A 12,634-nucleotide genomic window follows, 5' to 3' on the forward strand; every position below is an offset into this window, starting at 1 on the left:
TTGTGGTAAAACACTTTTAGAACACAAAAATCTTGAAAATGAAATTTCCCTTGAGAACAGTTGGCCTAATGGCGTTCTTATTCCTGTTCACGGCTCCTGTACAGAGTCAATTCTTAAAAAAATTAGGTAAAAAGGCTAAAGAAGCTGCAGAACGCACGGTTGAACGCCGTGTTGAACGTGAAACTTCAAAAAAAACAGACCAAACTTTAGATAGTATTTTGGAGCCCAGCAGTAAAAAACCAGAACCAAAAAGCTTACCCCATCCTCCTAACCAAGATGATGATACGTTAGATACGGATACCACTAATGATAATGGCGCTACAAAAAACACAAACAACAACAAGGCAAAAGAAGAACCCAGCTTAGAAGTATACAGCAAATTTGATTTTGTTCCTGGAGATACGCCATTGTTCTTTGACGATTTTTCTAACGACTTTATTGGTGACTTTCCTGCAAAATGGAATACAAACGCCGGCGGGGAGGTCGTAAATTTTTCTGACTCTTCTGAAAAATGGCTTGAACTTAAATCTGGATACAATATATATTTTATTCCAAACTCTCCTAAACTACCAGAAGACTATACTATTGAATTTGATATAAGAACGGTTGGTGTGGATAAAAAAACTTCATCACAAGCCTATTTAAGGGTAGACTTGAGTGATGATGATAAATTTAAGGAAGGCCAAAACTTTGTTCAAGGGCATATTCCATTGTGCCAGTACACTCCAATTGGTATTACAGCAGAAAATAGGATTAACGGTTCTCGTGAAATTTATAGCACCGTTGAAGCAGATATTCGAGACGAAATTCTAAATGTACCGCACATTTCTATTGCCGTTAATAAAGAAAGATTTAGACTTTGGGTAAATGAAACCAAACATATAGACATACCAAAACTAGTAGCACCAAATGCTGTTTTGAACACGCTAAAATTTCATCTAAATAATTTGAAAGAAGGAAAAGAGCGTGTTTTCCTAACAAATATCAAACTCAATGAAGGTGGTGTCGACTTAAGAAGAAAACTTATCGCCGAAGGTAAAATCTCTACCAATGGTATTTTATTTGATTCAGGTTCTGCCAACATCAAACCAGAATCTATGGGTATTATTCGCCAAATCTACCAAGTACTACAGCAAGATTCTTCTATCAAACTTAAAATTGTTGGTCACACAGATGCAGATGGAGATGATACTACAAATCTTAAATTGAGTGATGCCAGAGCACAATCTGTAAAAAAAGCTTTGACAGATGTATATGGGGTTGCCGCCAATAGACTTACCACAGAAGGTAAAGGTGAACTTGAACCCATAGCGGACAATACCTCAATAGAAGGAAAGACCCAAAACAGACGTGTAGAATTCATCAAACTATAAAAACATCATGAAAAATCTTATAATCCTGCTAACTTTAAGTTGTTTTACCTACATGGCCTCCGCGCAATGTAGTAGGTATTATCCGTTAGAAAAAGGAACCACTTTTACTTATGACAACCTCAATAAAAAAGGTAAATCTGACGGAATTACCCATTACAAAGTAAGCGATGTAAGCACCGCTGGGGGCATTACCACCGCAACCATGGAGGTAAAACTTACAGATGCTAAGGGAAAAGAGTCTTTTTCCTCAGATTATTCATTTACCTGTGATGGCGATGTGGTACGGATTGACTACCAATCTTTAATGAACACAAAGATGTTAGAACAATTCAAAGACATGGAGATGGAAATTACGGGGACAGACGTGGAATTACCCAATAACCTAAACGTAGGACAAGATTTAGCAGACGCGAATGTGGCCGTATCCATTAACATGAGTGGCATGAATATGAAAATGAATGTAGATACCGTAAACCGAAAAGTAGAGAAAAAAGAAACCATAACCACTAGTGCAGGCACTTTTGACTGCTATGTTATCTATAGCGAAATCAAAAGTAAAATGATGATGACCAACCAAACTTTTCCGTCTAGACTGTGGTTGGCAGAAGGTGTAGGATTGGTTAAGCAAGAAACCTATAATAAAAATGGGAAGCTTATGGGCTCTACCGTGCTTACCAGTTTAGAAATGTAAATAGACCCAATCAAAAAACGGAAGGCCTCGGTATTATATCGAGGCTTTTTCTTTTATCATTTCTGCCTCAAAAAGCGTTGTGAAATGCTTTAATAATTTTTGCTTCACCTCATCTATGTCCACCTCTTTCTTCCCTAACTCTACATTTAAAGAGGTAACGGCCTTGTCTTTAATCCCACAGGGAATCATTAAATCAAAATAGCCTAAATCTGCATTGACGTTCAAAGCGAACCCGTGCATGGTTACCCAACGGCTGGCACGTACGCCCATGGCACAAATTTTTCGAGCAAAAGGGGTTCCTACATCTAACCAAACACCCGTTTCACCCTCGGAACGTTCTGCCTTCAAACCATATTCTGACAGGGTCAAAATGACCATTTCCTCTAAAAAACGTAGGTATTTGTGTATATCGGTGAAGAAATTATCAAGGTCTAAAATGGGATAACCCACCACTTGTCCAGGACCGTGATAGGTAATATCTCCACCCCTATTTATTTTATAGAATGTAGCGCCTTTTTCTTCCAGCACTTTATCGTCTACCAGAAGATTGGCCATATTTCCACTTTTGCCCAAAGTATACACATGCGGATGCTCTACAAATAGAAAATGGTTTGGAGTTTCTAAACTCGCATCTTCCCTTCTATTTCTAATCTTTACGTCTACAATATTTTTAAATAACGATTCCTGATAATCCCAAGTTTCTTTGTAATCCTTCTGCCCTAAATCCTCTAAATGCACCTTTTTATTCATATAGCAAAGATACAAAATAGGGCAATCTAGTCTTCTAGTTCTACCTCTATCTGTATAGATTCTGGGTCTTTTAGCATTTCTAGAAAATTAGCTTCGTAGATTAAGGTTTTTCCATCCATAGAAAAGGTGGCCTCATTCAAATTAGTTCGCTTTATACGTCTTGGAAAATGATATTTAAAGGTATACGTAGAACCCCCTAAAAACATCTCTGCACTTGCCAAACTATCTACACTTTGGTTAAATAATGCTTGGTCTACTATTTTAGCTGTTCTTTTAAACGTATTTCTATTAAAAGAATAGTCCACCTTTGTTGCGCTACCATCAGCTTGTTTGGGCATGGGTTTGGATCCTGCCGTAGGGCCAACGGTACTAGCATTCTGGAACGCATTAAAAGCATCGTTCATCTGAGAAATTTTTTGAAAATCCCCAAACATATCAAACTTCATCAGACCTTCGGCATCGTTCATTTGCATTCGTAAACTAAAAGGCTCCAAACGCATTAATTCTTCCCGTTCTTTAGGGCTCAGCGTTGCAATACTATCTTTTTTCTCTCTTATTAAATCCTTAAATACAATGGTAGAATCCATAACCTCTCCCGTTCTTGCGGAATCTGAGGGTATCATACTCATCATTTCGCTCCCATCAAATCCTATATTCAGCTTTCCAGAGCCATCCGCATTAAGGTAAATTTCTTCTGTAAAATTACAGGCTACAATTAGCACTGTTAGCATTAAAGCCAAAATTGATTTAGCTATTTTCATTGGTATTTAGTTTGGATTATTTAATATAACGAGTGCCGCGATTACCCCTGGCACCCAACCACAAAAGGTTAATAACAATACAATTAAAAAAGACCCGCATCCTTTACCAATTACGGCTAAAGGTGGAAATAAAATGGCCAATAATACTCTAATTAAACTCATGATTTATTTTGATTGATGTATCTATTGGACGTATTTTAGGGTTCTTTGTTACAAAAATAGTTAGGGTGCACCAATTACTACGCTTTTTTTTGCTTATACCGATGATTTGCATAGGGCAATATCAATTTAAGGGTTCAGTCACCGATGAACTAAAAAACAAACCCATATTCCTATCGCTTATAAACGATTTGAACAAGACAGAACGCGTTTACCAAGACCAAATAATTCAGCAGACCACAACGGATAGCCTAGGTTATTTTCTATTTGAAGGTGAGCAATTACCCACCAACAACAGCCTGTTAAGATTGCATATAGACACTTGTTCCGATACTATAAGCAACCAGCACTTTATGCAAACTTGTGAAGACACTAAATCCATATTATTTCTAGCAAAAAATACGGACAGTCTATATTTTCCGATGTCTGATTTTGGCGAAGCTTTTTGCAGCATAGAAGGCACCAATCCTATTGCTAAAGGCTTTCTAGATTTAGCGTTAATAAAAGATGCGTTTATACATGATTTTACGGGCAAAGAAACTTCTGCTGAGAAACAATTAAAATTTAACCAGTGGTTTACCCAATTTCATGAGTTTGCACAAACCCAAAACGAACCGCTTTTAGAAGCTTATCTTCTATTCTATTTGGGTAACCCTACCGCAGAAACATATGATGACTACAAGACTTTTATAGCTGAACTACATAATCAGAATCCAATATTTAGCACATCTAACCCCACCAATTTAAACCCCAATTTTAGAGCACAAGTCAACCAAAAATTAGCTTCGCTTGGTCTAGTTGCCGTAGATGTCAATTCTACATTAAATGGTTTTTGGATTGCACTTAGTATTGTTGGCGTGCTAATGGTCGTCTTTGTTTTGTATCGCATTGGTAAAAGAACTTCTTCCAAGGCAAAACTAACAGCGATATTAACCCCGCAAGAACTTAAAATTGCCAAAGCAATCGCGGCTCAAAAAACCAATAAGGAGATAGCAAAAGAGTTATTCATTAGTCTAAGTACTGTAAAAACCCACATAAACAACATCTATAAAAAACTGGGAATTACGGACAGAGAAATGCTAAGCAAACACCTATCCGATTAAATTTCAACCCGGGGTCTAGACCCAATCTCAACCCCACAAAAATTGAAACAAAAATGATTTAGAATGATTTTGGCCAAAAAATCCAAAACATCATGAAAAATCTAATTCTTACAAGTTTTACATTACTCTTTATTTACAACCTAAACGCCCAAACCGAACTACAATTTAAAAGCGGGGCGCCATTTTTATTGGGAGAAATAGCCCAAGAACATTTAGAAGAACCTCCCTACAAAAACTGGTTTGCTCCTAATTTTGAAAAGGCCACCATAGACCAAAACCTAATTACACCATTGGCAGAAAAAATTACCCATAAAAAAATCTTGCTGTTCATGGGTACTTGGTGTGGGGACAGTAAAAGAGAAGTTCCCACAATTTTGAAATTATTACAGCAACTAAATTTTCCAAACAACCAATTAGAGATTATAGCGGTAGACGGCAGAAAGGAATTTTATAAAACAAGTCCTGATGGTAAAGCAACCACCTTTAATCTTAAAAGAGTACCCACGCTAATTGTCCTAGAAAACAATAAAGAATTGAATCGCATTGTAGAAACACCCATTATTTCTTGGGAAGCAGACCTATTAGCCATTTTAAACCAACAAAAATATGTTCCCAACTATACCACAAACAGAATAGAATAAGTTCATGATATTAAAGCGCAAAAGTGTAATTTTGCGCTTTAATTTTTTTTAGCCCATGCAACTGTCAGAGCAAGAATTAGTACGTAGAGAAAAATTAGGCAAACTTAGAGCTTTAGGCATAGACCCCTATCCAGCTGCGCTATATCCTGTAGACCACACCTCTAAACAGGTCAAGGAAAATTACCAAGAAGGTAAAAAAGTGGTTATTTCCGGACGTCTAATGAGTAGAAGAATTCAAGGGAAAGCTTCATTTGCAGAACTGCAAGATAGTGCTGGCAGAATTCAAGTTTATTTTAACCGTGACGAAATTTGTCCTGGCGAAGACAAAAACCTATACAACGAAGTTTATAAAAAACTTTTAGATATAGGCGATATTATTGGTGTTGAGGGTGAGTTATTCACCACCCAAGTAGGCGAAAAAACCGTAATGGTTAAAAACTTTACCCTACTTAGCAAAGCCTTAAGGCCATTACCTTTACCAAAAGCCGATGCAGAAGGAAATGTATATGACGAGTTTAACGACCCCGAAATGCGTTACCGTCAGAGGTACGTAGATTTAGTGGTAAACCCAAAGGTTAAAGAGACCTTTATCAAAAGAACAAAAATTACCAATAGTATACGTGAATTTTATAATGCAAAAGGGTATCTAGAGGTAGAGACCCCAATTTTACAACCCATTCCAGGTGGTGCAGCGGCAAGACCGTTTTTAACGCATCATAACGCATTAAATATTCCACTATACCTAAGAATTGCTAACGAATTATACCTAAAACGATTGATTGTTGGTGGTTTTGATGGGGTTTACGAGTTTGCTAAGGATTTTAGAAACGAAGGAATGGACCGCACCCATAATCCGGAATTTACGGTAATGGAATTATACGTTGCCTACAAGGATTACAATTGGATGATGGATACCACCGAGCAATTGTTGGAAAAAATTGCTTTGGATGCGAATGGAAGCACAAAAGTAACCGTAGGAAAAAATGAAATTGAATTCAAAGCACCCTACGCACGAGTACCAATTTTAGATGCTATTAAAGAACATACAGGAATTGATGTTTCTGGTATGGATGAAGGGCAACTAAGAGAAACTGCCAAAAACTTAGGCTTGGAAGTGGATGATACTATGGGCGTTGGTAAGTTAATTGATGAGATTTTTGGTGAAAAATGTGAGCACCATTACATACAACCTACATTTATTACAGATTACCCAAAAGAAATGAGTCCGTTAACCAAAGCACACAGAAGCAAACCAGGATTAACTGAGCGTTTTGAGTTGATGGTAAACGGTAAAGAATTGGCTAATGCGTACTCAGAGCTAAACGATCCTATTGATCAAAGAGAACGTTTTGAAGACCAATTAAAACTTTCTGAAAAAGGTGACGACGAGGCCATGTTTATAGACCAAGACTTTTTACGCGCCTTGGAATATGGTATGCCTCCAACTTCTGGTATTGGTATAGGTATAGATCGCTTGGTAATGTTAATGACCAATAACTCTTCCATACAAGAAGTACTTTTCTTCCCGCAAATGCGACCAGAAAAGAAAAAGGTAGAACTAACTGAAGAAGAGAAAGCTTTAATAGATATTCTAAAACCACAGGGAGAAATGCCATTGGCAGATCTTAAAGCCGCTGCCGGTTTAAGCGGTAAAAAATGGGATAAGAGCACCAAAAACCTATCTAAATTAGGGCAAATTAAAATAGAAAAAATAGCTGATACACTTCTGGTTAAGTATACCGGCTAAAAATAATTATTTACTATTTAATTAAGAAAAGGACAGCAATGCTGTCCTTTTCTTTTTGGTCTATATTAAATAACTTAGATTAACAGAAAATTGTTTAGGTACAAATTAGGCCAATTGCTAATAACCGTATTTTAAATTGATAAACACCAAAAAAACATCTAACCATGGCTTTCTAGGTCAAAAAATGATAGTTCTTCCAAAACCTATACAGGAACAACTAAAAGAAAATGCACTTTCAAAGAGCTTTTACATTACAGACATTGGATATTATCCAAAGGCACATGGCCATTATGTTCATAGAGAAAATGGTGCGGAAGAATATATCTTAATCTATTGCACAGACGGTTTTGGTAGCATTGAATATATGAATTTTAAAACACAATTAAGTGCTAACACCTATTGCGTCTTACCAAAAAATATAGCGCACATCTATGAGGCCCATTCAAAACAACCTTGGAGCATATATTGGATGCATTTTAATGGCGACTTGGCCCATGGTATATTTAAAAAGTTTCAAGGTTTATCTAACAAAAATCCAGAAGTAGTCTATACAGAATATAGAATTAGCCAATTCAATCAGGTTTACAGGTTAATTAAAAATGAACATGCCCTATCCTATTTAGAATATGCCAATCTTTTAGGGCTAAATTTTATTACCTCTTTGTTATATGCAGATATTGAAAAGAATAATCCTGTCCATGCCACTACACTTGTAGAAAAAATCAAAGGTTATCTAAGTCAAAACCTTGACAAAACCTTAAAAACCAAAGATGTTGCTGAACGTTTTAATTATTCAAATAGCTACGTATTAAACACCTTTAAAAAGCAAACGGGCTACTCGCTAATCCAGTTTTTTAATTTAAAAAAAACACAAAAAGCCTGTGAATATCTAAAATTCACTGATTTAAGTATAAAAGAAATCAGTTTTAAATTAGGGTTTCAAGACCCATTTTATTTTACTCGCCTTTTCAAAAAAAACATTGGCTGCTCACCTTTAGCTTACAGAAAAGCCAATTAAAACGTTTAAAGTGTATTATCCATACTTATAGTAATATAGTCCATTTTTATAAGTACGTATCCTATTAATTTTAAAATCAGATAGGTAGTATCATCCTATCACTGAGTAAATTAATAATACTGCATTATTGAAAACTAGAAACTATATTTTTAAAGTAATACTATTTGCATTTTTTAGTGTAGCGTGTAAACCAGATAGGCGTGTAAATTTTAATACACAAATTAAGCCCATCCTAAATAAAAGATGTATTTCTTGCCATGGTGGGGTCAAAAAAAGTGGAGGGTTTAGTGTCTTGTTCGAGGAGGAGGCCTTTGCAGCTACCGAATCGGGAAAACCGGCAATCATCAAAGGAGATGCAGCCGCTAGTGAGTTTATTAAAAGATTACATTCAGATGATCTCGAGGTTCGTATGCCCTACGAGGCTAAAAAGCTACCTGATGAAGAAATTGAACTATTGACCAAGTGGATAGACCAAGGTGCGGAATGGGGCGAACATTGGGCGTACTCGCTTCCCGAAAAAGTAGCGGTACCTGCTATTACTGCAGAGGCTAGTTTTGTTCCTAAGGATGCATCCGATTTTATCAAAAATGACATCGACCATTTCATTTTGGCCAAACTAAACGATAAAGAAATTATTCCCAATGGTCCGGCTCCTAAAAATATTATTGCTAGAAGGGCGGCTCTGGATATTATCGGGATTCCTCCATCAGAGAAACAACTGCTAGATTTTGACACGGGCAAAATCACGTACGAAACCTTAATAGATTCGCTATTAAACAACCCCGCCTATGGCGAAAAATGGGCAACTTGGTGGTTAGATTTGGCAAGATATGCAGACTCTAAGGGTTATGAAAAGGACCGGGGAAGAGAAATCTGGAAATATCGTGATTGGGTCATCGATGCCTTAAACCAAGATATGCCTTATGACCAGTTTACCATTGAGCAACTTGCGGGCGACCTTTTGCCAGACCCTTCGGTAGATCAATTGATCGCAACTGCTTTTCATAGAAACACCATGAATAATGACGAAGGCGGCACGGACGATGAGGAATTTAGGGTAGCCGCTGTAATAGACCGTGTAAACACAACCTTTTCGGTTTGGCAGAGCACTACTATGGAGTGTGTTCAATGCCACAGCCACCCTTACGACCCCTTTGTGCATAAGGAGTATTATAACCTAATGGCATTCTTCAACAATACCAGGGATGAGGATGTTCCTAATGAATCTCCTGTTCTAAAAATGTATACGCCAGAGCAGCAAGAACAAATGCATAAGGTAGTTGACTGGGTTACTGAATATGGCGATAAAGCTACGGTGAAAAAAACAAAGGATTTTTTACAGTTTACCGAACCCGTTTACAAATCGCATTTCTTCAAAGAATTCAAAAACAGTGTGTATGATGACCATGCATCAGTGGTTTATTGGGATGATGGCAGCTCCATTATTGAAAATGCCTATACCGAAGAAGCTAGTTTTGTATATCTAAATTATCGCTCCCACTATGATGGCACTAAAATGACGATTAGAAAAGGAGATGCCAACGGGCCTATTTTAGGCCAGTTTACCATTAATAAATCAAAAAACAATACCACCTCCCGATTTCCCATTAAACCGATATCCGAAAAAACGAATATCTACATTGAAACGCAAAATAACTCGGTTGCCAAAGAAGTGAATATCCTAAACCTCTATTGGGTGGGTTTTGTTCCTGACATACCGGGAAAAAATGAATCTGGATGGAACAAAATCAATTCAGATTTCCTAGAACTCTTGAATACAAACTCCCTTACCGTGCCTATTATGGCCGAGAACCCAGATTATATGAAGCGAACCACACAGTTGTTTGACCGTGGAAGTTGGCTTACCAAGACCGATACCGTAGAACCTGGTGTACCTGCAAGTTTAAACGCCTGGAACAATGATTGGCCTGATAACCGATTGGGGCTTTCTAAATGGATGGTAGATAAAAAAAATCCGTTAACGGCAAGAACGCTGGTAAACCGTGTTTGGCATCAAATTTATGGTCGAGGGATAGTGTCTACGGTAGAAGATATAGGTTCGCAATCAGAACCGCCGTCCCATCCTGCTCTTTTAGATTGGCTATCTCTCCGTTTTATGAACGAAATGAATTGGAGCCTTAAAGCGCTTATTAAAGAAATTGTAATGTCCGGTACATATCGCCAAAGTTCTGAAAGCAGTCCAAAAATGTACCGTTTGGATCCTGAAAATGAGCTGTACGCGCGTGGACCTAGAATTCGCCTAGGGGCGGAACAAATTAGGGATCAAGCATTGGCCGTAGCCGGAATTTTAAGTACTAAAATGTATGGTCCAGGAGTTATGCCCCCTCAACCCGATGGCGTTTGGCAAACGGTTTACAATGGCGCCAAATGGGTGGAAAGTAAAGGGGAAGACCGTTATAGAAGAGGGGTATACACTTATTTAAAACGGACAAGCCCCTACCCTTCCTTTCTTACCTTTGATGCAGGCTCACGAGAAGTTTGCACAATTAGAAGAACGGTAACCAATACGCCTTTACAAGCATTGGTTACTCTTAACGACCCTGTGTATTTAGAGGCTTCCTACCATTTGGCCAAAAACAGTTTTAATGTTTCCGATATAGAAAAAAGTATAGGTAAAGCCTACTCAAAAGCGACCCTTTCCAAAATAGATAGTAAAAAACTAGAGGCCTTAATGAAGCTTTATGATAGTTCCCTCACGGAATTTAAAAAAGACCCTAAGGCATACGAACTCTTTTTACATTTTGAGGAACAACCAAGCCCGGAACTTAGCGCGCTTACCGTTGTGGCCAATGCCATTATGAATTTGGATGAATTTTTAACCAAAGCCTAAAACCAAAAAAGTGAAACATCATACCGATATCGTCAATAGATTATTGCGGGAAAAACTAGAAAGAGAGACCCAAGCCAAGACCAGAAGACACTTTATAAAAAGTTGTGCCCAAGGAATGGGCGGCTTGGCATTGAGTTCCATTTTTATGGGTTGCGATCCGCTGCAAAAACCAAAAGCAATTGCCCAAAACAGTTTCACCGAAAGGGATTTGAACCCGTTAGCTACCTTAGCCCCGCATTACGGACCCAAAGTAAAATCGGTTATCTATTTACACATGGCCGGGGCTCCTTCGCAACTAGAAATGTTCGATTACAAACCGCAACTTCAGAAATACCATGGGCAAGATTGTCCGCAATCGTTATTAGAAGGGAAAAAATTCGCTTTTATCAAGGGAACCCCCAAATTAATGGGGCCTCAAGCCGAATTCAAACAAGAAGGGGAGTCGGGAAATTGGGTGTCTAACTTTCTACCGCATTTTAAAAAGGTGGTTGATGAGGTAGCATTTTTAAAAGCAGTACACACGGACCAATTTAATCATGGTCCCGCCCAGTTGTTCATGCATACGGGTAGTCCACGATTGGGCAGGCCTAGTATTGGCGCTTGGGCAACATACGGTTTGGGTTCTGAAAACCAAAATCTACCCGGTTTTGTGGTGTTGACATCCGGCGGAAACACCCCTGATGCCGGTAAAAGTGTTTGGGGCAGTGGTTTTCTACCGTCCGTTTATCAAGGTGTACAATGTCGCTCCAAAGGCGACCCCGTGCTGTATATTGAAGACCCAGATGGTATTTCAAGAAACTTGAAGAAAAGCACCATAGATGCCATCAATAAAATCAATAAAGAGGAATATGCAAAATATGCCGATCCTGAAATTTTAGCGCGTATTAACCAATATGAAATGGCCTACCGCATGCAAATTGCGGTACCAGAGGTCATGAACATCAACAACGAACCGGAGCATATTAAACAAATGTACGGCGTAGAACCCGGCAAAGAATCTTTTGCCAACAACTGTTTATTGGCCAGAAAACTGGTGGAAGATGGGGTACGCTTCGTGCAGCTTTTCGACTGGGGATGGGATACCCACGGTAACGTCCGTGAGGGTTCTATTGACCTGGGGTTGCGTAACAAATGCCGTGAAATTGACCGCCCTATGACAGCTTTGATTATGGATTTGAAGCAACGGGGACTTTTAGAAGACACCCTTATTGTTTGGGGCGGCGAATTTGGGCGTACGCCAATGCAAGAGAACCGGGGCAACAAAGAAATGGCCTATAAAGGCAGAGACCATCATGGTGATGCTTTTACCATGTGGATGGCCGGTGGAGGTATCAAAAAAGGTGCTTCGCAGGGTGCAACGGACGATATTGGCTTTTCTGGAATAGAAGGCAGGGTTTCGGTTCATGATGTACATGCAACCATTCTACATTTACTCGGTTTTAACCATGAAGAGTTTACTTTCGATTTTCAAGGGAGACCCTTTAGATTAACCGATGTGGAAGGGGAAATTATTAAAGAAATACTGGCATAAACCATCTAC

11 protein-coding genes are annotated in these 12,634 nt (G+C 38.4%); 8 read left to right on the forward strand and 3 right to left on the reverse strand.

The annotated features are described in order from the left end of the window. Positions 1-38 precede the first annotated feature (38 nt). A complete protein-coding gene (locus BUL40_RS13320) occupies positions 39-1,373 on the forward strand; it encodes an OmpA family protein (RefSeq protein WP_080319649.1) in 1,335 nt (444 codons plus the stop codon). Positions 1,374-1,380: 7 nt separating this feature from the next. Next, positions 1,381-2,064: a TapB family protein gene (locus BUL40_RS13325; RefSeq protein WP_010518552.1), complete on the forward strand. Its 684-nt coding sequence runs from the start codon at positions 1,381-1,383 to the stop codon at positions 2,062-2,064. Positions 2,065-2,097: 33 nt separating this feature from the next. On the opposite strand, the gene lipB is transcribed toward BUL40_RS13325, so the two are convergent. Genes lipB through BUL40_RS13340 form a run of 3 tightly spaced genes read right to left on the reverse strand, consistent with a single transcriptional unit; the run spans position 2,098 to position 3,737 of the window. After that, positions 2,098-2,814, reverse strand: coding sequence for a lipoyl(octanoyl) transferase LipB (gene lipB / locus BUL40_RS13330; protein WP_080319650.1), 717 nt, complete (start codon positions 2,812-2,814; stop codon positions 2,098-2,100). Positions 2,815-2,840: 26 nt separating this feature from the next. Continuing rightward, positions 2,841-3,575 (reverse strand): hypothetical protein, encoded by a 735-nt coding sequence (locus tag BUL40_RS13335; RefSeq protein ID WP_244901874.1) that lies wholly within the window; start codon positions 3,573-3,575, stop codon positions 2,841-2,843. 6 nt (positions 3,576-3,581) lie between these two features. Further along, positions 3,582-3,737 carry a YqaE/Pmp3 family membrane protein gene (locus tag BUL40_RS13340; RefSeq protein WP_010518549.1) on the reverse strand — a complete coding sequence of 52 codons (156 nt, stop codon included), beginning with the start codon at positions 3,735-3,737 and terminating at the stop codon, positions 3,582-3,584. A gap of 101 nt (positions 3,738-3,838) precedes the next feature. On the opposite strand from BUL40_RS13340, the gene BUL40_RS15925 reads away from it, so the two are divergent. The 6 genes from BUL40_RS15925 to BUL40_RS13370 all read left to right on the forward strand — a co-directional run bounded on the left by BUL40_RS15925 (position 3,839) and on the right by BUL40_RS13370 (position 12,625). Further along, the gene (locus BUL40_RS15925) at positions 3,839-4,837 is read left to right on the forward strand and encodes a response regulator transcription factor (RefSeq protein WP_080319651.1); all 999 of its coding nucleotides are present in this window, start codon (positions 3,839-3,841) and stop codon (positions 4,835-4,837) included. 92 nt (positions 4,838-4,929) lie between these two features. After that, entirely contained in the window at positions 4,930-5,478 is a 549-nt protein-coding gene (locus BUL40_RS13350; protein ID WP_080319652.1) for a TlpA family protein disulfide reductase, read from the forward strand. Between the two features lie 55 nt (positions 5,479-5,533). Then, complete coding sequence (gene lysS, locus BUL40_RS13355; RefSeq protein ID WP_080319653.1) at positions 5,534-7,225, forward strand: lysine--tRNA ligase; 1,692 nt, start codon at positions 5,534-5,536, stop codon at positions 7,223-7,225. Between the two features lie 184 nt (positions 7,226-7,409). After that, the gene (locus tag BUL40_RS13360; RefSeq protein ID WP_141239674.1) at positions 7,410-8,243 is read left to right on the forward strand and encodes an AraC family transcriptional regulator; all 834 of its coding nucleotides are present in this window, start codon (positions 7,410-7,412) and stop codon (positions 8,241-8,243) included. 127 nt (positions 8,244-8,370) lie between these two features. After that, positions 8,371-11,094: a PSD1 and planctomycete cytochrome C domain-containing protein gene (locus tag BUL40_RS13365; RefSeq protein ID WP_080319655.1), complete on the forward strand. Its 2,724-nt coding sequence runs from the start codon at positions 8,371-8,373 to the stop codon at positions 11,092-11,094. Positions 11,095-11,104: 10 nt separating this feature from the next. Further along, entirely contained in the window at positions 11,105-12,625 is a 1,521-nt protein-coding gene (locus BUL40_RS13370) for a DUF1501 domain-containing protein (protein ID WP_244901875.1), read from the forward strand. Positions 12,626-12,634: the final 9 nt, after the last annotated feature.

The organism is Croceivirga radicis (assembly GCF_002072105.2).
Lineage (GTDB): Bacteria > Bacteroidota > Bacteroidia > Flavobacteriales > Flavobacteriaceae > Croceivirga > Croceivirga radicis.